This window comes from Mesorhizobium sp. B1-1-6 (genome assembly GCF_006443035.1).
Taxonomy (GTDB): domain Bacteria; phylum Pseudomonadota; class Alphaproteobacteria; order Rhizobiales; family Rhizobiaceae; genus Mesorhizobium.
On record NZ_VFWR01000001.1, the window covers coordinates 388,563 to 409,286 of the forward strand.

The window sequence follows — 20,724 nt, forward strand, 5'->3', positions numbered from 1 at the left end:
AGACATGCAACAATACCACCACCTTCTCCGCAACGTCCTCACCAACGGCGTCGACCGCGGCGACCGCACTGGCACCGGCACGCGTTCGGTGTTCGGCTATCAAATGCGCTTCGACCTCGCCGCCGGCTTCCCCGTCCTGACGACGAAGAAGCTTCACCTCAAGTCGATCATCCACGAGCTGCTCTGGTTCCTGGCCGGCGACACCAACGTCAAATATCTCAACGACCATGGCGTCACGATCTGGAACGAGTGGGCCGACAAAAATGGTGAACTCGGCCCGGTCTACGGCAAGCAATGGCGCTCATGGCCAGACCCGGCCGGCGGCCAGATCGACCAGATCCGGAACGTCGTCACTGATCTCATCGGGAACCCCAACGGGCGCCGGCATATTGTGACTGCCTGGAACCCAGCCGAGGTCGACGACATGGCCTTGCCACCGTGTCACTGCCTGTTCCAGTTCTATGTCTCTGAAGGCCGGCTGTCCTGCCAGCTCTACCAGCGCTCGGCCGACATCTTCCTGGGCGTGCCGTTCAACATCGCGTCCTACGCCCTGCTGACGATGATGGTCGCCCAGGTGACCGGTTTGCAGCCTGGGGAGTTCATCCACACGTTGGGTGATGCCCACATCTACCTGAACCACTTCCCGCAGGTTCATGAACAGCTCCGGCGCACGCCGAAGCCGTTGCCGACGATGTGGATCAACCCGGACGTCCAGGATATCTTCGCCTTTCGGTTCGAGGATTTCCGGCTGGACAACTACGTGGCCGACGCTAGCATCGCCGCGCCAATAGCGATTTAGCAAGGAGTCTGGGCATGGCAGAATTTAAGGTCGGCACCATTGTTCGCGTCCGCGGGGTCCGAGGACCGGACATGGTGATCGAGGAATTGCCAACCCTGGCAGTGGATAGCGGGGGTGTGGCAACATGTCTTTGGTTTGCCGAGGGCAAAGCGCAAACACGCAATTTTCGGATTAAACTTTTGGACATCGTGGAGAAGGTCGATCCAAAGGCCGTTTGATGACAGCAGCCACTGCTGCGCGGGGAAACTAATCTTCCCCTATAGTACCAACAAGATCTAGCATTCTCGACAACATCAGGGGCGCCCATATGCGCCCCTGATGGCTAAGAACACTGGAAAATCCTCCGAACAAGAATTTGAGCGTATCTGGAACAAGCTCGGCAAACGAGCCTGGGTCTGGAGAGTGGTCGACGCGGCTGAAGTCCGCGGTCGAACCGGCGTGATCGGGTTCACCCGATCGGCCCCGAGCGACTATGTTGTCGCCCACAACGGCGTCCATTTCGCCGAGGTGAAGTCCACCCAGGACGACACCGCGTTTCGCTTCTCTCTGCTCCGGAAAATCCCCTCTGCGATGGCCACCATGATCCTGGCGGCTCACGGCGATTACCTCGTCTACATCCACAGGATCCCCACCGACGAATGGTTCTGCATCCCCTACTCGATGATCCGGGACCATTCGGCACGCTCCCTGACCTGGAAAGAACTCGAAAGGCACAAATGGAAACTCGCAATCTTGACGTGATGGTCGACATCGAAACGACCGGCACACATCCCGAGCACAACGCGATCATTCAGATCGCCGCGGTGCGCTTCAACGCCGTGACCATGACGGTCGACGCTTCTGACATGTTCGATCGCGCGCTGATCGTCGCCCCCGGCCGCTTCTGGGAGGAGTCGACCCGCGCCTTCTGGCAGGGCAAGAACCTCAAGGTCTATCAGCAGATCTGCGCCCGCATGGAGGATCCCTTCCTCGTGCTCAAGGCCTTCCAGGAGTGGGCCAACAAGGGCCGTGCGCCATCGGATGCGCCGCTGCGCTTTTGGGGCAAGCCGACGAGCTTCGACTACTCGTTCATCCAGTCCTACTTCCGGCAGTTCAACCTCCACCTGCCGTTCCACTACCGCTACGCCCGCGACATGAACAGCTACATCGCCGGCCTGCGCGGGAACCCCGATCACCCGGAGATCAACGTGCCGTTCAACGGCGACGTCCACAACGCGCTGCACGACGTCCTCCACCAGATCAAGACGATCTTCGTCGCCCGCGAGGAACTGAGAAAGGAAGCCGCCTAAAATGAACCGCATAACCGAGATTGAAATCGGCGCCGCCAGCGTCGGCATTCTCGGAGACCCGCACCTCGGACGAGCCTTCGTCCGGGGTGTTTCGCTTGAAAAGCGTGGTCTCCGCGAGAAGATGGTCATGGAGGATTTCCGGCAGCGCCTGAAGGGGTCGGGCAAGTACGACGTCTTCATCTGCATGGGCGACCTCTTCGACAAGTGGGCCGTGCCCTACAGCGTCGTGTTCCAGGCTGCATGGGCCTATCTGGCCGCCGCCAGGACGAACCCGAACACGGAATACTTCGTCATCGCCGGCAACCACGACATCTCCAGAGACCTGGAGAAGAAGGGCGCGCTGGATCTGTTCGAGCTGATCGTCGGCCACCTGCCGAATGTCCACGTCATTCGCCACACCGGTGATGGCTACGTCACCAAGATCGGCGGCGACCGGGTCGGGTTCTTTCCTTTCCACCCTACCCTCCCAGCGAGCGAGCTCGTCACCGACAAGATCGACGTCGCTTTCGGCCACTGGGACACGCTGTTCGGCGAGGACAACATGATCCCGACAAAGAGGCTGGCCGAGGTCGGCTGCAAGACCGCCTACACCGGCCACGTCCACCTGCCGGACGAGTTCGAGCGAGACGGCGTCAAGGTCGTCCAGATCGGCTCGATGCAGCCCTACGCCCACGGCGAGGACAACGGCGAGATCTACGTCACCCTCCCCCTCGACGAGCTGGGCGGCAAAGACCTCCGCGACAAGTGCGTTCGCGTCCTGCTCGCCCCCGGCGAGAGACTCGACGTGGAGGTGGACTGCCTGCAGCTCACCTTTCAGCGCGCCGGCACCAACGCCGAAGAAGCCGAGGAGGTCGTCATGGGCGACTTCAACCTGATGGGGCTGTTCAGCCAGGCGTTCGAGGAGGCCGGCGTGCCGGACGAAGTCCGCTCGCAAATCCTGACCCGATACGAGGAGAGCCGAGTTGCCGAATAGCCTCCAGATCACCAGGGCGATGGACGAGTGGCTCTCCACGGAGGGCCTCCATCCTGCCGAGGTGGGCATGATCGAGGAGATGAAGCGCGCCGGCGCGTTCGGACATGCCCCTCTCCTGCTCGCGGCGAGGACCTTCGCCGAGACCATGCCCGACATCGTCATCAGCGCCGTGAACAAGGCGCGATCCCAAGGAAAATGCAAGGAGTGGCCTAGTGCTTAACCACCTCACATACAGCGTCACCTTTCCCTCGACAGGCCGCACCCTGTCGGGGGATTTCTCATTCCAGAAGGGTTTCGGCGCCATCACCGGTCCGAATGAAGCTGGCAAGTCCGTCATCCTGGAAATGATCCGGTACTGTCTCTTCGGCACCTCCGCGTTGCGGGGCAAGGCCGAAGACTACAAGAACCTGAAAGCCGCCCTGACCTTCACCACAAAGGGTGAGGCCTGGACCGTCGATCGGACGATCACCTCCGCCAAGCTGTTCCGCGGCGGCAACCCGGCCGCCACCGGCCAGAAGGGTGTCAATGCCAAGGTGACCGAGATCCTCGGCTTCGGCCTGAAGGTGTTCGATACCGCTTGTGTCGCCAACCAGGGCGACATCGAGAAGCTCGGCGCCATGCAGCCAACCGAGCGCAAGGCCATGGTCGACAGCGTCATCGGCCTGTCGGCGATCGACGACTTGGCCAAGTGGTGCGGCCAGGAGGCCAACAGCCTGGCCTCTCTGATCTCTGGCATGGAGGACGGTCTGGTGAAGCCCACCAAGCCGGACCAGCCGGAAGGGTACGTCGAGAGCTCGGAGATCGCCGGCAATGTGGCGCAGCTCCGCGCCCTGAATGACGAGCTGAACCAGATCAAGGGCCGCCTTGCACAACCCCGGCAGGCGCAGCCCGTGGAACCGGTTGCGAATTGCAATCAGTCTGCGGGTGAGATCGAGCAGGAGCTGGATATGGCCCGCGCCTACGAGCAGGCCCAGGCCGAGCTCAAGCGCCTGCCGCCACCTCCCCCGGAGTTCTCCGAGGAGGGCATCGACGATTGGGAACTGCGCGAGAAGATCCGGCGGAACTACCCGACCACGATGACGGCAGAGCAGATTGCGAAGGCCGATGCTGATGTGGAACTAATCCGTCAGTTCGAGAGGCGCGACCACCTTCGGAAGCAATACGACGACCTCCGTGCTGTCGGAATGCACAATTGCCCGTCTTGCTCGTTCGAGTGGCCGATCGAGGCCGCGCGTGTCAACGAGGTAGCCGAAAAGCTGTCCGTGGCGGAGGAACTGTTGGAAGGCCTGGAGCGGCCGAGCAAGCCCGACATGGTCAACGTCGACGTGGCCCGTCGCCAGCTGCAGGCGTTCGACAAGGTCAGGGACGATTGGGAACGCGTAAAGGACGCTGTCCAGCCGGTGCATACGCGCCAGCAGGTGGCGGAGTTCAAGGCCGCTCTCCAAGCTCAGGGACGCCGTGCAGAGCTCGAAGCCGTAGAGCCGGCCTCGGCGACGTCCAAGGAGCTCAACGCTCTCTGGCGTGACCGCCTGGCCTACGAGCATGAGCTTTCCTCCTACCATGATCGTCGAAGGGCTTGGGAGGAGCTGGAGGTCAACCGCGTGATCGATGAGGAACGTGCCGCTCAACTGGCTTCGGTACCTCACGAACTCACCAAGCTGGAGAAGGCCTACGACACGGCCAAGATCTACGAGGACCGGCTCGCCACCTACAAGCGCGAGCAGAAGGCCTACGCCGAGCGCCAGAAGGAGATCAAGGCGAGACGCGAGAAGGAACAGGGCTACCGGAAGGGTCGCGAGGCGCTGACGATCCTGCGCAAGCTCGTCAAACAGCACCTGATCCCATCCCTGAACAAGGTGGCAAGCCACTACATTTCAAGGATGACCGGCGGGCAGCGCAATGTGATCGAGGTCGACGAGAACTTCGAGATCGTTGTCGACGGCCAGCCGCTGAACACATTGTCGGGCTCTGGCAAAGCCGTGGCAAACCTCTCGCTGCGTCTCGGTCTCGGTCAGGTCCTGACCAACAATGTGTTCTCGGTCTTCCTGGGCGACGAGATCGACGCTTCAATGGACGCCGATCGCGCGCACAATACTGCTCTTACCCTAGAGTATCTCGCAAGTCGTATCTCGCAGATCCTGTTGGTCAGTCACAAATACCCTCAAGCCGATTACTACATTGAGCTTGAGGCAAATGAAAAGAACACTGATTGACGAACTAGTTGAAGAAGAAATCCGGAAGACGGGCGGCAATCTCTCGATGGTCGCCCGTCGTCTTTCCATCCCATACCACTCGCTGGTGGCCCGCTTCGGCCCAACAGCAGTCTCCACACTTCCCCCCGCATGCCCCCGGCCCGACGACATCAAGGAACTCGGCCGGCCACATGTTCGCCAGCACGTGATCGCAATCAAGCGTTGCGGTACCGAATGGACAGCGGAGTTCGACGCGGTGTTGAAGGACGCCCGTCACAAGTTCGATCAGGGCACTCACGAGATGGCCCAGTCGATCGACCAGGGCTGGGTCGTCCAGTACCTGATCCCCCGCCGGAAACCGACCGCACCGCGGAGGTTCTTCCATGGCTGACTCCGACATCCTCCTCAGCAACATGAAACTGGTCAACCCGCTGGACTTCCAGATCAGCGACGTTGATTTCAACGTATCCATCAAGGCCGTGAGCCGTCTGCCCCGCTACTCGGGACACACGACCAAGACCTACCGCGTGGCCGAGCATCTAGTGAAGCTCTACCGCAGGGTGCCCAAGCACCTGCGCAAAGCTGCGCTGCTGCACGACCAGTCGGAAGGCTTCGGCCTGCTGGACCTGGCGCACCCGGTCAAGCGTGCGATCGACGGCTACAGCGCCCTGGAGAAGGCCATGCTCCGCGTGATCTTCGCTGCGGTCAACGAGCCGTGGGAGCACATGGAGGAGCTCGAGCAATACGACCGTCGCATCTGCGCCGACGAGATGCTCCAGGTCTTCGCCTACCCCTGGTGCGCCAAGTTCTGGGAGCCGCTCGGCAACGTCAAAATCGAATTCTGGGGCGAGCGCCGGTGCGAGACTGAGCTGCGCAAGCTCTTCATCAAGGAGGGCCTGCTCAATGGCTAAGCCCACCAACCCGAAGGCCGCCTTTGGCGACAAAAAGCCACCGCTCGCCTACATCCCGCTCTCCGCCCAGCTGGCGGAGCTGGAGGCCCTGTACGACGGGCTCCTGAAGTATGAGCCTCACAACTGGCGTGACACCAAGGTCGAGGCAATGACCTACGTGGAGGCCGCGATGCGACACCTCCAACTCTGGAAGGTCGGTGAGGAGCTGACGCGCGACACGCTCGTCAAGAACCTCGGCGCGGTCAAGGCGTGTTGCACGATCCTGATCGACGCCATGGCCCACGGCACTCTGATCGACAACCGCCGGAAGTCTCAGGTGGAAGCGGATCTTCTCCATCAAGGCGAGGAGTGGGTCGAGCGCCTGAAGGCCGTCCAGGCTGAGCGTGTTCGTCAGCGACAGCAGGCGGCGACCGCGAAGGCACCGCCGGTCATCACCCGTCTCGATGACGATGGCTACCCCCTGGATGAACCCGCGCCAGTAAACACCGCCGCTGAAGGCACGCCTGTCCCCGTCGTCGACGGCTTCCTCGTCGACGGCTTCCTCGACGCCAGCGTGTTCCCGCCCTGGCCATACAGCCGCCCGCTGTGAGCCCCTGCCCCTGGCCACGCGTCAGGGGCCACCCCTCCCCCACTTCAAAGACGAGTTTTCAAATGATCACTGGAATGACCCTAAATCAACTCGCCGCCGAGTGCCACGCCAACAACGCGAAGTGGTGGCACGACCTGGAGACGGGCGCACGTCTCGACCGTGACAAGGGCGAGCTTATCATGCTCGTGCTCTCGGAGATCGCCGAGGCGATGGAAGGCGAACGCAAAGGCCTGATGGACGACAAGCTGCCACACCGCCCGATGCCGGAGGTGGAGTTGGTTGATGCCATCATCCGGCTTGGGGATTTCGCCGGAGCGTTCAGCTACCCGCTGCCGGAAGACACAACCATCCCCTTCTACTCGCTGCCGAACAACAAGGGCGCAGCCCTTCTGAAGATCAGCAAGGCGATCACCAAAGTCCACGATCTCTGCAACAACAACTGCGCACCGGATATGATCGGCGAGCAGATCCGCAGGGCCCTCGACCTGATCAAGCAATATGCCCAGCACTGGGGCTACGACCTGAGTGGCGCCTACCACGAAAAGACGGCCTTCAACAAGGTCAGGAAAGATCACACCGCCGAACACCGCAAGGGAGTTGGCGGCAAAAAGTGGTGATACTATAGGGTGAGCAGAATGCATCACTCACATACAAGATGCTGATTTCCTACCTCTCAGTTCCTACCGAACTGAGAGGTTTTTTATGTCCCGAGATTTCTTTCCGGGGATGGGCCAAGGCGTTGCCGAGCGTACCGTTTCCCGCCTCATCCTCACCGACGAAGCCAAGGCCGACTGGGCTGGTAAACGCTTCGCCAAGCTCAACCCCAAAGACCCTGACTACAAGTCCTGGTGGTCCGCGTTGAGCCTCACCTTCCCCCTGATCAAGATCACCGACGACGACAACGCACCGTTCATGGGCCGCCAGCCGGACACCCGGCGCGAGCGATGGGCCGACGTTGCCCTACGCGTGGCCGAGGGCAACACCTCGCTCGACCCGTACTGCCACGACCTGGAGCCGCTCAACTACCATATCGCGGAGGGCACCATCCTCCTCTCCGGCCGCCACCTGCAGCATGGTGACATCCGCCAGAAAGACCGCCCGATGGAGGTCTTCACCAACTGCTCCACGGCGATGTTCCGCGCCATGACCTTCCAGCTGCTGCTCTCTGGCTCTGGCGTGGGCTCGAGCTACGACGACGCCCTGATGCTCGTCGACTGGACCAAGCAGCCCCGCGTGGTCTGCGTCATCGACAACACCCACCCTGACGTGCTCTCCGGCCTGATCACAGGCTACATGACGCCCCGTGAGGCTCTGCACCTCTACGCCGGCGAGAAGACGATCTATCACATGGTCGGTGACAGCCGTGAAGGCTGGGCCGAGGGCGTCGAGCAGATCGAGGTCGCCACCTACAAGGGGCAGCACGATCACGTTCTGATCCTCGACTATACCGAGGTCCGCGGGTTCGGCGAGCCGATCAAGGGCATGCAGAACCGGCCGGCCTCCGGCCCGGGCCCGCTCATGGGCGCGATCGCCAACGTCGCCCGCCTCCGCGACCTCAACATGCCCCGCTGGAAGGCCGCCATCATCGCCGACCACTATCTCGCCGAGTGCGTCCTGGTCGGTGGCGCCCGCCGCGCTGCGCGCATTGCGACCAAGTATTGGAAAGACCCAGGCATATTCGATTTCATCGACCTCAAGCGCCCGATCGAGTTCCTCGGCCGGAGCTGGGACGAGGTCGACGCCATGGCCGGCCTCCCGCAATACGGCTCGTTCCTCTGGTCCTCGAACAACTCGGTCGCGGTCGACGACGAGTTCTATGAATGCTTGCGCCAGGCGCGCAACCTCATCCGGAATGGGATTGCGCTCAACCATCAGCAGCGCTGGGCCTACATGCTCAACGAGGAGATGCAGCGCCGCCAGTACCACGACCTGACCGGCGAGACCGGCTTCCTCAACGTGTCGAAGCTGAGCGTCAACCTCAAGGGCACCGACGACTATCTGGTCTACCCGTTCGCCAAGTTCGGCGGCGAGGACTTCAGGGAGATGCAGATCGCTCTGGCCGAGCTGGTGATGGACCACCACTACCAGTTCATCGTCAACCCGTGCGGCGAGATCGTGCTCTTCATCCTGGGCGCCTTCTGCGTGATCGGCGACCTGGCGCTCTTCCATGCCAACGACAGCTGGGAGGAGGAGCAGGCTGTGCGCCACATCACGCGCGCCCTGATCCGCACCAACCTCATGTCTTCGATCTACGACCGGGAGGTCAAGCGCACGAACCGCATCGGCGTGTCCCTGACGGGCATCCTGGAATGGGCGATGCGCCGGTATGGGCTCAGCTTCAAGGATCTGATCGCGGTGGATGGTGACGGCGTCCAGATCCAGGACGCCAACCACAATCTGATGCTGGCGCCCAGCGTCCGCTCGATGCCCTTCTGGCTGCGCATGAGGGAGCTCGCCAATATCGTCGACGAAGAGGCTGGCACCTATAGCCAGGATCTCGGCGTCGTGTTCCCGCACACCCGCAGGACAATCAAGCCTGCTGGCACGACCAGCAAGCTGTTCGGCCTCACCGAGGGCGCTCACCTGCCGGCCATGCGGGAGTATCTCCGCTGGGTGCAGTTCCGCTCTGACGACCCGCTGGTGGCCGAGTATGCCGCCAAGGGCTACCCGACGAAAGAGCTGCAGAGCTACAAGGGCACGACGATCGTGGGCTTCCCCACGGCTCCGGTCATCTGCAACATGGGTGGCGAGGTCACCACCGCTGGCGAGGCCACGATGGAGGAGCAGTTCCGCTGGCTGCGCCTCCTGGAGACGTTCTGGATCGGCCGTGAGGGCGGCAACCAGGTCTCCTACACCCTGAAGTACGACCCCAAGAAGGTGAGCTACAAGGAATACTCGAAGGTCATGGACGCCAACATCAACCTGGTGCGCGCCGTGGCGGTCCTTCCCCAGGTCGAGACCCTATCCTACGAGTACCAGCCGGAAGAGCCGCTCACCAAGGCGCGCTATGAAGCGGTCGTCGCAGCCATCAACGAGCAGATGGCCGAGGACGTGGACAAGGTCCACATCGACTGCGCCGGCGGCGCATGCCCGGTCGACTTCGACAAGTGATCAACGAAAGGGCCGCGTCAGCGGCCCTTTTCATTTGCACTGATATCGATGCTGTTCGCCCGCCTTATTGTCCCAATGGATGCTGCTGACCTGCGGGAAAAACAGACAGAGCTGTTCGGCCGCCGACTGGCCCTTCGTGAGGTCCTTCCAGGAGACGAGAACCATCAGCTTGTCGTGATCCCACGAGGATGAGACCACCTCCTGGACGTTCCCGGTGCCGGCGATGGCGTCTTCAACTTGTTGGTGGGTTGGCCCCGAGGGCATCAGGGCGTACGCCAAGCCTGTGCCCGCGGCGAGAATGACGACTGCACCGGCGATGAGCTTTTTCATAGGTCCCCCGAATACTATAGGAAGACCTATTTAGTGCGCGCCCTGCTCTCACGCAACAGTTTAGCCAGAGCTTTGGGGTCACCGGCCGCGTCAATGATGGCGATAAGTCGCTTCCCGCAGCTGGACTTGGTCCTGTCCGACCGGATGAACTGGTCGATCTTGTCGAAGACCATGAGGTCGTCGATCGGCTTCCCCTCTGGAAACGGACCGACCATTGTGTCGAAGCAGGTCCGGAGATCCTCTGGGATCGGGGGGAGTTCAACCTTTCCAGAGGTTGCGCACCCGGTCAGCATCATCACCGTCAAAACAGGTAGTGCGCTTCTTAGGCGTGATCGCATCACGCTGCTCCTTTGCGTTCTTGTCGTATTGGGCGAGCTTCCCGGCATCGACGACAGCCTGGCTGGAGTCGGCTTCGAGGATCGCGACGTTGGTTTGCAGCTGCGTGACCTTGCTCTTGAGGGCGGCGATCTCGGCCGCCTTCTCGAACTTCATCCAGCCGGAGCCAAAGCCGGCCAGGAACACGCCGACACAGATGCCGGCGCGGAGCAGGAGCAGTTGCAACCAGGCAGGCATCAGAGACCACTCACGCAGATTTCGGCCTCGCCCTTGCGGTTCTTGTCCCCGTTCTCACGCCGGTTGACGAGACCGTCGAGACGCACACCCCCGGCCTTGTTGAAGGCGGTCAGAGCGGAACAGGCCCGGAGGTAGTTGTGTTTGCTGATCCAGTCCGCGCCGGTCGAGTTCTTCGCGGCCTTGACGCCGTAGTTGTAGGCGCCTGAGAGCAGTGAGGCCTGTACCGACACCGGAGCGACCGCGTAGTCCTTCACGCCGTCGACCAGCGGCAGATAGTAGTCGTGGGTGACGCGCTTGATCAGCATGGCCACGCACTGCTCGCGCGTGAACTTCATCCCCTTCTTGATGTTGAGGGTCTCGCCATGGCAGACGGTCCACACAGGCTTCTTCGGGAGGGTGTCCAGATACGCGGTCAGGCGCAGCCCTTCCCAGGGCATGATCATCTCCTCGACCGCCAGCTTGACGGCCGGAGGGACTTTGCCGGCCGCGACCTGTTGGTGGATCAGCTTCTCGGGCGTGAGTGCAGGCGCCACGACGGCCGGACGGACCATCTGGACAACGGCAGGCGGCGTGTACGCCGGCGTAGGCTGATCGACGGCCTGCCAGCCGGAGGCGCCTGCGAAAATGAGGGCAGCGAGGACGGCGGCTTTTCCACGCTTGGTCGCCACGATTTTATTGATCGGCATTGCGAAAAACCTTCTGGCTGACAAAAACACTGCTGATGAAGGCCCCGGCCACGACCAGACCCGTGAGAATGCCCATCACCTGCGGTGAGAGCGTCAGGAAGGCCGGCAGATACGGGAGCATGGCCTGCATGCCAGCGAGGATGCCGGCAACCGCAAGGAAGCGGTTGCTCCACGCGTGTCGCAGCTTCTTCTTCCAGTCAGGGTGTAGCCACTTCTTCATGGCCCCTATATGGGACCGAAGGCCGTCATTGTTCGGCCTGTTGTGCTGCGCTGTGCATCACGGTTTCGAGGGCGTGTTGTCCTGCTTGTACTGGACGTTACCAACTGCGATCGTCAGCTTGGTCATCTCGCCGGTCATGGCCTCAACCTTGTCGAGGATCATTTTGTAGTCCTGGCGAGTCTGCTGGTTGGAAGCTTCGAGCTGAGCCTGGAGCTTGGCCACCTGGGTGTCCACCTTCGCGTCCAGCTTGGCGATGTCTTCCTTGGCCTGGGTCAGCACGAAGCCCTGATAGGTCACGTAGCCGACAGCGCTGAAGAGCACGCCGATAATGGAGACACATCCGACAATGGCCGAGATGACCTTGCCGTTGATGACGACCCCTTTGAGCTCTTCTGTGGACATGGTGTTCCCTTAAACGCTCCCGGCAATATAGGGCTGAAGGCAAGGGATTGTTTGTCGCTACTGCTGCGCAATGATGCGTTCAGGAGGCGTGTCGGCGAAGGCCGCGGCGTACTGTCTCCGGACCTCCTGGATGATCCAGTCGGACGCGGTCTTGCCAGTCAGGCTGGAGAGCACCGCGAGCTTCGCACGGTCCTCGTCGGTGCCGTAGGCAATGATCCCTTTGTTGCGTTTAGGCATAAAACGCCGACCAATCAACGTTCGACGCCTGTTCGATCGCAGCAGGATTGGTGGCCTGTGCGACTGCGGCCTTTGCTGCCAACCGCATGGTCTCGATCTGCGCCGAAATCGCCGTCCACTGCTCGGACATGGTCAGCACGATCACCGCCTGGTCATAAGGCGTGATGCCGTTCAGGGCCGCCTCGGCGGTTATGTGTGGGATCTCGGATGGGGAGATGTCGAGTTGCGCCATCAGCAGCTCGGCCTCGACGCGCTTCTGCTGATAGACCATCTCCTGGCCCGGTACCGATGTGATGAACAGTTTGCGCACCTCGCCGGCTGAGTTGTCGATCTTCTCCACGGCGGCGGCGCGCAGAGGCGTCAGGTTCTTACTCAGGAGCATGGGCAGTCACCTTGATGGTTTTGGCAATGTAGGGCCACTGGAGGAGCTCCAGCGTGTATTCGGCCGGCATGTCGGAGGAGAGTTCGAGCGTGCCGCCGGTGAGCGTCATCGGCTCGCCGTCGAGACGGACGTCACAGGGATCCGGAATGGAAAGCGTCTTGATGTCGACGCCATCGGCGATGATCGAGATCTCATCCGGCAGATCCAGAACCGGCCGGGGAGTGACATGGTCATCGCCGGGGTTCGCGACATAGTCCGTCAGGATGTCACAGTTCTGGCTGATCTTTCCGTTCGACACCATCTTCGGCGAGCCGTCTTCGTTATAACGAAGCTCACCGGTGTCCCAGTCCTTTTCATGCTCCAGAGGCGTTGGAAGGGGCGGCAGGTTCAGCACGCCACTCTCCTTGGCAAGCATCATCTCCAGAACGGTTTCATGAACCGGGTCGGAAATGATGTGGGTGATTTGACCCTTTTCGTCGTATTCAACAATCATAGATCCAGATCCCAGATGATATATTTCATGACCATTCCCTGTTTAAGTGGGCCGGAGTATTGGAAATTGCTGGCGTTCACCCGAACCCATGCTGAAGCATTGGTTGGAGAGGCAGAAAGAACAAAATCGTTGATGTAGAGGCCGATATAATCATTCGGCCCTGTCGTCTCCACGCACGAGAACATAATCATCGGCATGTTCACGAACGTTTTTCCGTAATTTATCTGATTGATATTTGATTGGAATACAACCGACCCCTTTGAATGAACCGGACCCTGACCGAAATCGCTGTCGAACAGCAGATCCTTGCCGGTCACGGTCATCACGTTGAAACCGGGTTTCGATACCTTCAGGCCGCTTGCTGTGAGAAGAACCCTGTTAGCCAACTGGGATCCTTAATACCGCATAGGTCATCGTTCCGTCGTTCGAGATAGAGACGTCGCAGTGGAGCTTGATCGAGGTGAAGCTCAAATATTGAGCCCATATAATAGACGTATACTGAGCATTGAACCCCGTAACCTTTGGAAAAATCATAATCATTGGAAAAAAGCCGAGGTTCGGCGTCGTGATGGTTACCTCCTTGCCTGACGGGATTGTCAAGCGACCCGTCTGAACAAACTGGAACGCCTGAAAATTCGTCGAGAACAGCAAGTCGGAGTCGGCTGCGGTCATGACGTTGACCCCCGGCTTCGAGATGAATAGTCCAATGTCCGAGCCTCTGTTTCCCAGGCAAAGTCTGTTGCTCAAAATTGGTTTCCCATGATCGCGTAATAAACGATGTCAGAAGCGCCACTATTCCCAAGGGAGAATGTCACCGACCCGTAGGAGCTCTGCAACACGACACTGTGGTTTGTTTCGTCCGTAAGCATGATGCACCGGAGAACATTCAGTGGATAAAATAGACCTCCCTTCTTAGCCATGGCTAGACAAGACAGGCTTGTGTTGTAGAACGGAAGAGGGAGGCGGACATAATTGGAGGCTGTCAGATTGATTTGACCGACTTGCAGAATGTTGCCCGCCTCGTTCCAATCACTGCTGAAAGCCAGCTGCTCGTTCTTGACAGCAGTGGTCACATCATAACTGGGTTTCGCGATCAGCAGCTTGTAGTTGGCGCCGATCTTGCCGAGAAGAACTCTGTTCGACATCAGGTGTTATCCGACATGAGAAGGCGCCCATTGGTCAGGCTCCAGCTTTGCTTGCCGTCTGACGAGCGGATCTCACCGACCGTCACAAGGCCGACGTTGGCGCTGATCGCGGACAACGAGTTGGTCTCAATGCTGCCGGGACCAATCAACGTGGCACCACCAACGCTCCATGGCGACGGCTGGGTCTGGTTGTCGGTCGCCTCACCAAAGAAGGGGCGAGCGAGCCAACAATAACAGTCCGTGCCGGCAACTTTTGGCAAGGAGCCAAGAATTACAAGAGCTTTTACGGCGCCGGCTGGAGCCGTAGCAATAACAAATTCACGACGATATAGACCAAGGTTGTAGTTTGCCAGTCCATTGTCTGGACCACCGCTAGAGATATTGCTATCTAGAATAGCTACTCCGTCAGCATTGTAAAAACGTAAAATGCCAAAGTTCTTTGTTCGGATCGTATAGAAGTATGCTGAAAGTTGATACTTCTTTCCTGGAATGACCGGGAAATATTTAGTCGCTCCAACTGCATCGGTCGCTACAAAATAACCATAGTCAGCCGCTGCTGACCCAACAGCCGTGTATATCTGAAGCGCTCCACCCGGAGGTGCATAACCGTCAGTTCGTATGGCAGCACCGACAGTCGCCGAGGTGCGGCTTAGTGCCCAATTGGTCAATCCGGCACTGAGATCAGCATTGTCAAGCCAGTTTCCGCCCGTGCCTACCTGAAGATGCTGTGCCTGGATCCCGCCATCAACGATCAAGCTTCCGCCATATCGTTTTCTAAGAGACCCGTACTCACACACGTAAGCGGTGTCTGGTGCGGCGCCACCGTTGGTGTCAAAAACAAGACGAGCAAACGATGCACCTACAGGAGCATTCGCAGACACCGACCTCAACGTGTGACCAGTGTCTGCGATACTCCATACTGGAAGAATGGTATTGGTGATTATAGTCGTTTTATCTGCTTTAACCCACTGACAATACATACGCAGATTGCCAATAGTGCCGGCGGTGCCCATACGCATAACGCCGGATATTTCGTAATTTTCTCCTGGGTCAACAGATATCCACTGGCTAATCGCAATATTTCCCGACGTTTGCGCCGGCATCAACAAATCAGTTCCACTGCTATTGTAGCCAATGTTGCCAACATTCAATCTAAAGCTGGCGCTGGGGTGTAGTATTGCCCAGGCATTTTGACTGGCAAAATACGGATCAGAATTCAGATTGTCGAAATTGGTGATCAACATCTCGCGGGCTGTGACTGAGCCTGCCTGGATGTGCCGGGACTTGATGGCGTCGGTTTGGATGGCATCGGAGTCGATCGCGTTGACCCGCGCCTGGTCGGCGATGACCGTGCCGGTCTTCAGCTGACCACCGTCGATGATCGTGCGCCCGTAGGTGCCATCCAGGGACTTTCCCCCTTTGTAGGTCGCAACCACGATCGCGTCGTGATCGAAGGCCGTCAGAGGGTCTGTGGTGGCCGTAAGCGTCGTGGCGCCCTTCATGAAGCAAATGAAGAGGGTGCTCGTCGCCCAGGTGGCGTTGCCGGCCGCGATATTGCGCGTGGCTGTGTTGCCGTCGTCGCCGGTGTAGCGCACGACGCCAGAGGTCCACGACACCATGTTGGTGCTCGGGCTGTTGTAGTCGAAGATGATGTCCTCGACCTGAAGACCACGCTGGCCGAAGATGCCCTTGTCAGCTGTGACGGTTCCGGTCCCCAGCTTGTTGCCGTCGATCGTCGTCAGATCGCCAGGGTTGCGCCAGTCCGACAACATGGTGTCGCCCTGGACGCGGACCTTGCCGCCTTCGATCGAGACTGAGCCACCGTTGATCAGATCCGCGAGTTCAGGGCACTCGGGCGTGACCAAAGTCTCTTCCGCGGTGGTGCCGGAGCGGTTGCCGAACTGGTCGACCGCAGACGCACGAACCTTGTAGGTCTGGAGCGGAAGCACGGTCCACTCGAACGTGGGCGTACTGGAGGTGAAGCTCACCCAGTTGCCGGCGTTCTGCTTGATCTCGAAATCGAAGTAGGCGAAGTCCTGGTCGGCCGCCGCGTTCAGGCCAGCTGTCAGGATCATGCGCTGCACGACGCCCTCGACCGTCTCCAGGCGAGAGGACAGCGCAAGGCCAGTCGGGTCAGCCGGGGGTTCGATGTCCACCGTCTGATAGGATTGAGCTAAGACCTCCTGACTGTAATTCAGTTCGGTCTTGCCCATCGTGTCGTAGAGAGCGACCACGGCGTAGCAGACACTCATGCTCGGGACCGCCACCGACAGAGTGTTGCTGTTGATGTCCATGCTGGGAGCATGAGAGGTCGGATCTATCCCCGGCGTGTTTGAGAGCCAGATCAGGGCGCCCACATAGTCGACCAGGCCGTCGATCGGCCAGGAGAAGGAAACCGATCCGAAACCACGGTCGGCCGCCACCAGGGGTGCTGCCGGAGCGGGGTTCTTGATCAGGAAAGAGACTGGGGCCGAGTTGTTGCCGAAGAGATCGTAGGCGGTGACCGCCACGCGCAACTGGCGCGTGGCCGCGTCGGCGCGGATCATCGCGGTCGTGTACGAGAAGGCCGGAGCGCTGACGAACACCGTTCGCAGGAGCACTTCGCTGTCGTTGAAGATCTGCACACGGTAAGAGGCGAGCGCGGGGTCACTCTCCCCAGGCTCCCACTGCAGATCAGCATGGACATCGTCGAACAGATGCAGCGCGCCGTCGACCCCAGACTGGTTGGTGAGCGTCAGGTTCTTGATCGGGGCGACCGCACGGACCTCGCCACTGAGGTCGATGTCCGCATAGCCGATGACGGATTTTTGACCGGTCAATGCCAGCGCTTGGATCGAGAAGAGGTAGCGGCCCTGCTTGACGTCGTAGAGCTCAAACCGGGGTGTCTTCACCTCGCCGTTGAACTGCCACTGGTCGTCGTTGAAACGCGAGCTGATCGAATAGGTCCGCACGAATTTGTTGGGGTGTGGATCCCATTCGACACGCAGATTTTGGACAGGGCGACCGTTGCGGACCTCCGAGAAGGGTGTCACACGCGCGTTGGTGACGGCCGAGAGATCGGTCGGGAACTCGGGAATATCGACGACGACTGAGCCTGGTGACTCGGCGGCGGTGGGATACTTCGTCCGGTTCACCTCGATCGCGCTGATGGTAACGCTCTCGCTGTCCCCTTCCCCCTCACCACCCTCACCGATCGTGAGAACCCGGTAAGGCTTTGCGTTCAGGCCGATAGAAAAGACTGCCTGGGTAGGAATGCCGCTTGGCAGCTGCTCGGTGACCTTGAGCACCTTTGTCGCGTGGCCAACCGACGCCACGTCGATCGGCAAGGTTGCGAGCTCAAACTGGTTCAGGTTGATGACGATCTCGTGGTCGAAGCCGTCTTCCAAGAAGACGTTGTCCCGCAAGAAAATAAGCTGACTGCCATCAGTGCCTGTGATGCGGCCGGTGATGACGTCATCCATGGTGTCGTCGGAGACAAGGATGATCTCGTAAGGCTCGAGATAGAGACCCTCGCGCGCCGTCTCGAACGTGACCGTTTCCACTTCGGTCTGATCAGTCAGCAGCTTGACCGTTGCCCGGAAGATGGCCTCGTCGGCGTTGTTACAACCTACCGCGATGAAATCGTCGGGAGCACGCCCGTACGCGTCGATCGCCGGCTGGGACCTGACACGCCGCTGGTCTTGGGCGTAGAAGAGCGCCGGGTTTTTGAAGGCAACCGTGTAGTCGTTGATGCGGCTTTCGATTTCCGTATAGGAATACTTGAAGATGCCGTTTTTGACGTTCTCCTTGGCGAACAGATGGACTGCCGGCGCTTGGCCGTTGTCCAGGCGCAGCCGGCCGTAGCCGTTGCCGTCGTCAAAGAAGCGACCACCGAACACACCGAAAATGTAGGTGGCCAGCTCGCGCGGCGATTGGGGGTCTTTGATCAGCTGGTTGAAGGTGAATTGGGGCTTGCCGTTGGGGAGCCGGATATCGCACCACTGGCCCGCCTCATAGACGTCGAAAGGATCGAGCGTGATCGGATAGGTGGAGCTCATGCCATAGACGTCGTTCTCGACCATGTCGTAGCCGACGAAGGCAGGGTTATTGCTGTAGGCCTGCTTCCAGGTGCCGTCCCAGATGCCTGCGTAGGTGCGAGCCACTGGGTCGTAGTTCGAGGGCACCTTGACGATCCGTCCTTCGTAGACGCCCTGAAACGTCGGCAGGCTGGAGAACTGATCGCTGGCCCTGCCCTTCAGACGGATGGTTGCCAGGTTCGGGAACAGCAGCGGCTCTGCCTTCACCTCCTGGAAGCTCTCCCAGGAGACGTCGGTGCGATCGTCTTCGAGATCGTCGCTGTCCGTCGTCAGCTTGGTGACGCGGATGTCGTACGGGACGCCGATACGGTCGACCTTGATCCGCACTTCCTTGACGGCGTTCGAGGTGATCTTCTCGTTGACATGAAGAACGCCATTCTGGGAAATGATCTTGTTGCCGGCGGTGGGGTCATAAGTGCCCTTTGCCGGAAGCGACGTGACCCAGGCAGCGCCATTGAACCACAATAAGCGGGCGGAGGCCGGATTGTACCAAAGGTCACCGACCCGGGGGCTGGCGGGCGTGCCAGACGTCCAGAAATAGATGGTGCGCTTGATGTCCGACCGGGTTGGGTCGATCAGGGCGATGTAGTTCGCATCCTCGAAGGTGGCGCTCTCCCGACCGACCGTGGCGTCAACGGTGAGACCGTCAGGAACATAGAACTCCTCATTCGAATAGAACTTCGGGTGGAACTCACCCGCGGCCGAATTGATCCACCACACGCGGTTGCCATAGGCGGGCGCCAGGGCACGCTCTTCGGAGGTCGGGTCCGGCTCGGCAGGTTGGTTGTAGATCACCTGAGTACGGCCGGCGGTCATGGCCGATACGATGTCACCGCGGTGGACGACCTTCAGACTGTTCTCATACTGCTGGGTCGTCGTTCCGATCTCGGCATACAGGACTGGAAGCTGCCAAGTTGCTTCGTCGGACGGCTTGATCTCGATCCTCACATCGAGATCTCGGGCGCTCGTCCCGTCCTCATTTGAACGCAGGAGTTGATTGATGACGAGACGGAGCTCCAGCCAGTCGATGTCGACTTGCGAGCCCTGTCTGGTGACGCCAACATTCTGCGCGAGACTGCTACTGACGGTCGTGCTGGTGGCCTGGCCACCCAGCGACAAGACGATGAGCTCGCCCTGCGGTGACCCCACATTCACGTCGAGCTCAAAATCCTGAAAATTGGGGCTTCCGTTTGCGTTGAGCAGCGGGGTTTCGCCAATGTAGAAGTTCTTGGCGCTGTTGTCCTTCAGACCCTTGATCTTGCCTTCGGAGACGGCCAGAACCACTTCGACGATATCGTCGGTGAAATAGCTGTCGGGACTATTGCTCGCCCCACCGCCACCAAAGCCGCTGCCTGCAAACTTACGCATTGGCCCACCGCTTACGCATCCACGCGAGACGATCGACCGCTTGCTCGGGGTCGAACTCCCAACGGATAAAGTTCAAGGGTGAAGTCGCGTACGGGTCGATCAGCGCCACCGGGCAGGTGTAGAGATTGAGGTTCTCCGCGCCGATCGCATCGCCGAAGCTGTCGATTTCCTTGTAGGTGCCGACCTGGACCGCGTGGAAAGCGCGCTCGGCGCCGGGATGAGCTCCCAGCGTGTAGCCGGCCGAGTGAATGTGACCAGAGACGTAGATGTCGTGCTGACCGTCGAACAGCGCCTTCTTCACGGCGCCGAAATTCTTCAGGTACATGGAATTGCCGGGGAAGCCGTGCGCGGCGTAGATGCCCAGCTTGCGACCGTTTGGGAAGCGCAGGCCGACACGGGCACGCCAGTCGCGGGCGGCGCCCGCATTGCCGGCCAGCATCTGGTCGAGGATCTTGGAGTGGCCAGACCACAGGTCGTGGTTGCCGTAGATCACGAACATCCAGTGGACGCGGTTCAGGAAATATTCGACCAGTGCGCGGGCCTCGGCCCCATCAGTGGTCTGCTCGGACCAGAGACGTGCGAGACGGCCGGACCAGTTGTTCCACATGTCGCCGAGGCAAGCACCGAACATGCCCTCGTTGCGACCGTCGAAGATTTCGGTGTGTCGAAGCAGGAGCTTGATGTTGCAGCCGTCGCTGTCGACGTGGGGGTCACCCATGAAGCCGAGACCGACCGGGCCGTCGATGTTGATCCTGACCGGGATCAGCTTGTCGTGCTCGCGCTGCTTGTTTTTCTTTTCGAAAACCCGGATCCGGCGCTCGAGCAGCTCTTCGATGTCGACAGCCGGACCATCATCCACCGTGAACGGCTCATCGGCCGCTGTGGGCATGTTTGCCAGCGCGCGCCGGAGCGTCCGCTCGGAGATGTCGAAGCCCATGCTGCGAAGCA

Annotated in this window: 25 protein-coding genes; 12 read left to right on the top strand and 13 right to left on the bottom strand. The window is 60.1% G+C overall.

Features of this window, described 5'->3' with window-relative positions:
* Nucleotides 1-4: 4 nt before the first annotated feature.
* The 12 genes from FJ979_RS01905 (at nucleotide 5) to FJ979_RS01960 (ending at nucleotide 9,864) form a co-directional block, all read left to right on the top strand.
* The gene (locus FJ979_RS01905; RefSeq protein ID WP_140579879.1) at nucleotides 5-799 is read left to right on the top strand and encodes a thymidylate synthase; all 795 of its coding nucleotides are present in this window, start codon (nucleotides 5-7) and stop codon (nucleotides 797-799) included.
* Nucleotides 800-813: 14 nt separating this feature from the next.
* Entirely contained in the window at nucleotides 814-1,017 is a 204-nt protein-coding gene (locus FJ979_RS01910; protein WP_140579880.1) for a hypothetical protein, read from the top strand.
* A gap of 100 nt (nucleotides 1,018-1,117) precedes the next feature.
* Nucleotides 1,118-1,540 carry a hypothetical protein gene (locus tag FJ979_RS01915; RefSeq protein WP_140579881.1) on the top strand — a complete coding sequence of 141 codons (423 nt, stop codon included), beginning with the start codon at nucleotides 1,118-1,120 and terminating at the stop codon, nucleotides 1,538-1,540.
* The gene (locus FJ979_RS01920; protein WP_181176980.1) at nucleotides 1,516-2,088 is read left to right on the top strand and encodes a 3'-5' exonuclease; all 573 of its coding nucleotides are present in this window, start codon (nucleotides 1,516-1,518) and stop codon (nucleotides 2,086-2,088) included. Before FJ979_RS01915 ends, FJ979_RS01920 begins: the two co-directional genes overlap by 25 nt.
* A 1-nt stretch (nucleotide 2,089) precedes the next feature.
* Nucleotides 2,090-3,061, top strand: a complete 972-nt coding sequence (locus FJ979_RS01925; RefSeq protein ID WP_140579883.1) for a metallophosphoesterase — start codon at nucleotides 2,090-2,092, stop codon at nucleotides 3,059-3,061.
* Nucleotides 3,051-3,281, top strand: a complete 231-nt coding sequence (locus tag FJ979_RS01930) for a hypothetical protein (RefSeq protein ID WP_140579884.1) — start codon at nucleotides 3,051-3,053, stop codon at nucleotides 3,279-3,281. The genes FJ979_RS01925 and FJ979_RS01930 overlap by 11 nt, the downstream gene beginning before the upstream one ends.
* Nucleotides 3,274-5,274, top strand: coding sequence for an AAA family ATPase (locus FJ979_RS01935; RefSeq protein WP_140579885.1), 2,001 nt, complete (start codon nucleotides 3,274-3,276; stop codon nucleotides 5,272-5,274). Before FJ979_RS01930 ends, FJ979_RS01935 begins: the two co-directional genes overlap by 8 nt.
* Nucleotides 5,255-5,644, top strand: coding sequence for a hypothetical protein (locus FJ979_RS01940; RefSeq protein WP_140579886.1), 390 nt, complete (start codon nucleotides 5,255-5,257; stop codon nucleotides 5,642-5,644). Before FJ979_RS01935 ends, FJ979_RS01940 begins: the two co-directional genes overlap by 20 nt.
* Nucleotides 5,637-6,164 carry a hypothetical protein gene (locus FJ979_RS01945; protein ID WP_140579887.1) on the top strand — a complete coding sequence of 176 codons (528 nt, stop codon included), beginning with the start codon at nucleotides 5,637-5,639 and terminating at the stop codon, nucleotides 6,162-6,164. Before FJ979_RS01940 ends, FJ979_RS01945 begins: the two co-directional genes overlap by 8 nt.
* Nucleotides 6,157-6,753 (top strand): dATP/dGTP diphosphohydrolase domain-containing protein, encoded by a 597-nt coding sequence (locus tag FJ979_RS01950; RefSeq protein WP_140579888.1) that lies wholly within the window; start codon nucleotides 6,157-6,159, stop codon nucleotides 6,751-6,753. The genes FJ979_RS01945 and FJ979_RS01950 overlap by 8 nt, the downstream gene beginning before the upstream one ends.
* Before the next feature lie 62 nt (nucleotides 6,754-6,815).
* Nucleotides 6,816-7,370 (top strand): hypothetical protein, encoded by a 555-nt coding sequence (locus tag FJ979_RS01955; protein WP_140579889.1) that lies wholly within the window; start codon nucleotides 6,816-6,818, stop codon nucleotides 7,368-7,370.
* 85 nt (nucleotides 7,371-7,455) lie between these two features.
* Nucleotides 7,456-9,864, top strand: a complete 2,409-nt coding sequence (locus tag FJ979_RS01960) for a ribonucleoside-diphosphate reductase (protein WP_140579890.1) — start codon at nucleotides 7,456-7,458, stop codon at nucleotides 9,862-9,864.
* 30 nt (nucleotides 9,865-9,894) lie between these two features.
* Here the strand turns inward: FJ979_RS01960 and FJ979_RS01965 are convergent, their stop codons facing one another.
* The 13 genes from FJ979_RS01965 to FJ979_RS02025 form a co-directional block, all read right to left on the bottom strand.
* Nucleotides 9,895-10,194, bottom strand: coding sequence for a hypothetical protein (locus tag FJ979_RS01965; protein ID WP_140579891.1), 300 nt, complete (start codon nucleotides 10,192-10,194; stop codon nucleotides 9,895-9,897).
* A 258-nt stretch (nucleotides 10,195-10,452) separates the two neighbouring features.
* A complete protein-coding gene (locus FJ979_RS01970; RefSeq protein ID WP_140579892.1) occupies nucleotides 10,453-10,767 on the bottom strand; it encodes a hypothetical protein in 315 nt (104 codons plus the stop codon).
* Nucleotides 10,767-11,453, bottom strand: a complete 687-nt coding sequence (locus FJ979_RS01975) for a lysozyme (protein ID WP_246675577.1) — start codon at nucleotides 11,451-11,453, stop codon at nucleotides 10,767-10,769. The genes FJ979_RS01970 and FJ979_RS01975 overlap by 1 nt, the downstream gene beginning before the upstream one ends.
* Nucleotides 11,440-11,673 carry a hypothetical protein gene (locus tag FJ979_RS01980; RefSeq protein ID WP_140579893.1) on the bottom strand — a complete coding sequence of 78 codons (234 nt, stop codon included), beginning with the start codon at nucleotides 11,671-11,673 and terminating at the stop codon, nucleotides 11,440-11,442. The genes FJ979_RS01975 and FJ979_RS01980 overlap by 14 nt, the downstream gene beginning before the upstream one ends.
* 57 nt (nucleotides 11,674-11,730) lie before the next feature.
* Nucleotides 11,731-12,075 carry a hypothetical protein gene (locus tag FJ979_RS01985; protein WP_140579894.1) on the bottom strand — a complete coding sequence of 115 codons (345 nt, stop codon included), beginning with the start codon at nucleotides 12,073-12,075 and terminating at the stop codon, nucleotides 11,731-11,733.
* A 57-nt stretch (nucleotides 12,076-12,132) separates the two neighbouring features.
* Nucleotides 12,133-12,312, bottom strand: a complete 180-nt coding sequence (locus FJ979_RS01990) for a hypothetical protein (RefSeq protein WP_140579895.1) — start codon at nucleotides 12,310-12,312, stop codon at nucleotides 12,133-12,135.
* Nucleotides 12,305-12,694: a hypothetical protein gene (locus tag FJ979_RS01995; protein ID WP_140579896.1), complete on the bottom strand. Its 390-nt coding sequence runs from the start codon at nucleotides 12,692-12,694 to the stop codon at nucleotides 12,305-12,307. Before FJ979_RS01995 ends, FJ979_RS01990 begins: the two co-directional genes overlap by 8 nt.
* On the bottom strand, nucleotides 12,681-13,112 hold the full coding sequence (locus FJ979_RS02000; RefSeq protein WP_181181769.1) for a hypothetical protein: 432 nt from the start codon (nucleotides 13,110-13,112) through the stop codon (nucleotides 12,681-12,683). Before FJ979_RS02000 ends, FJ979_RS01995 begins: the two co-directional genes overlap by 14 nt.
* Before the next feature lie 71 nt (nucleotides 13,113-13,183).
* Nucleotides 13,184-13,573 (bottom strand): hypothetical protein, encoded by a 390-nt coding sequence (locus FJ979_RS02005; protein ID WP_140579898.1) that lies wholly within the window; start codon nucleotides 13,571-13,573, stop codon nucleotides 13,184-13,186.
* A complete protein-coding gene (locus FJ979_RS02010) occupies nucleotides 13,566-13,859 on the bottom strand; it encodes a hypothetical protein (protein WP_140579899.1) in 294 nt (97 codons plus the stop codon). The genes FJ979_RS02005 and FJ979_RS02010 overlap by 8 nt, the downstream gene beginning before the upstream one ends.
* A 71-nt stretch (nucleotides 13,860-13,930) precedes the next feature.
* A complete protein-coding gene (locus tag FJ979_RS02015) occupies nucleotides 13,931-14,332 on the bottom strand; it encodes a hypothetical protein (RefSeq protein WP_140579900.1) in 402 nt (133 codons plus the stop codon).
* Nucleotides 14,332-19,776 carry a phage tail protein gene (locus tag FJ979_RS02020; RefSeq protein WP_140579901.1) on the bottom strand — a complete coding sequence of 1,815 codons (5,445 nt, stop codon included), beginning with the start codon at nucleotides 19,774-19,776 and terminating at the stop codon, nucleotides 14,332-14,334. Before FJ979_RS02020 ends, FJ979_RS02015 begins: the two co-directional genes overlap by 1 nt.
* Complete coding sequence (locus tag FJ979_RS02025; protein WP_210241460.1) at nucleotides 19,769-20,713, bottom strand: hypothetical protein; 945 nt, start codon at nucleotides 20,711-20,713, stop codon at nucleotides 19,769-19,771. The genes FJ979_RS02020 and FJ979_RS02025 overlap by 8 nt, the downstream gene beginning before the upstream one ends.
* Nucleotides 20,714-20,724 lie beyond the last annotated feature (11 nt).

Bases quoted from the DNA above. Each gene is read 5' to 3' on its own strand.
- FJ979_RS01920 (WP_181176980.1), top strand. From the start codon at position 1,516: ATGGAAACTCGCAATCTTGACGTGATGGTCGACATCGAAACGACCGGC.
- FJ979_RS01950 (WP_140579888.1), top strand. From the start codon at position 6,157: ATGGCTAAGCCCACCAACCCGAAGGCCGCCTTTGGCGACAAAAAGCCA.
- FJ979_RS01975 (WP_246675577.1), bottom strand. From the start codon at position 11,453: ATGCCGATCAATAAAATCGTGGCGACCAAGCGTGGAAAAGCCGCCGTC.
- FJ979_RS01940 (WP_140579886.1), top strand. From the start codon at position 5,255: ATGAAAAGAACACTGATTGACGAACTAGTTGAAGAAGAAATCCGGAAG.
- FJ979_RS01960 (WP_140579890.1), top strand. From the start codon at position 7,456: ATGTCCCGAGATTTCTTTCCGGGGATGGGCCAAGGCGTTGCCGAGCGT.
- FJ979_RS02020 (WP_140579901.1), bottom strand. From the start codon at position 19,776: ATGCGTAAGTTTGCAGGCAGCGGCTTTGGTGGCGGTGGGGCGAGCAAT.
- FJ979_RS02000 (WP_181181769.1), bottom strand. From the start codon at position 13,112: ATGATGCTTGCCAAGGAGAGTGGCGTGCTGAACCTGCCGCCCCTTCCA.
- FJ979_RS01995 (WP_140579896.1), bottom strand. From the start codon at position 12,694: ATGCTCCTGAGTAAGAACCTGACGCCTCTGCGCGCCGCCGCCGTGGAG.
- FJ979_RS02015 (WP_140579900.1), bottom strand. From the start codon at position 14,332: ATGTCGAACAGAGTTCTTCTCGGCAAGATCGGCGCCAACTACAAGCTG.
- FJ979_RS01915 (WP_140579881.1), top strand. From the start codon at position 1,118: ATGGCTAAGAACACTGGAAAATCCTCCGAACAAGAATTTGAGCGTATC.
- FJ979_RS02025 (WP_210241460.1), bottom strand. From the start codon at position 20,713: ATGGGCTTCGACATCTCCGAGCGGACGCTCCGGCGCGCGCTGGCAAAC.
- FJ979_RS01925 (WP_140579883.1), top strand. From the start codon at position 2,090: ATGAACCGCATAACCGAGATTGAAATCGGCGCCGCCAGCGTCGGCATT.
- FJ979_RS01970 (WP_140579892.1), bottom strand. From the start codon at position 10,767: ATGCCTGCCTGGTTGCAACTGCTCCTGCTCCGCGCCGGCATCTGTGTC.
- FJ979_RS02010 (WP_140579899.1), bottom strand. From the start codon at position 13,859: ATGACCGCAGCCGACTCCGACTTGCTGTTCTCGACGAATTTTCAGGCG.
- FJ979_RS01985 (WP_140579894.1), bottom strand. From the start codon at position 12,075: ATGTCCACAGAAGAGCTCAAAGGGGTCGTCATCAACGGCAAGGTCATC.
- FJ979_RS01980 (WP_140579893.1), bottom strand. From the start codon at position 11,673: ATGAAGAAGTGGCTACACCCTGACTGGAAGAAGAAGCTGCGACACGCG.
- FJ979_RS01990 (WP_140579895.1), bottom strand. From the start codon at position 12,312: ATGCCTAAACGCAACAAAGGGATCATTGCCTACGGCACCGACGAGGAC.
- FJ979_RS01955 (WP_140579889.1), top strand. From the start codon at position 6,816: ATGATCACTGGAATGACCCTAAATCAACTCGCCGCCGAGTGCCACGCC.
- FJ979_RS01965 (WP_140579891.1), bottom strand. From the start codon at position 10,194: ATGAAAAAGCTCATCGCCGGTGCAGTCGTCATTCTCGCCGCGGGCACA.
- FJ979_RS01945 (WP_140579887.1), top strand. From the start codon at position 5,637: ATGGCTGACTCCGACATCCTCCTCAGCAACATGAAACTGGTCAACCCG.
- FJ979_RS01905 (WP_140579879.1), top strand. From the start codon at position 5: ATGCAACAATACCACCACCTTCTCCGCAACGTCCTCACCAACGGCGTC.
- FJ979_RS01910 (WP_140579880.1), top strand. From the start codon at position 814: ATGGCAGAATTTAAGGTCGGCACCATTGTTCGCGTCCGCGGGGTCCGA.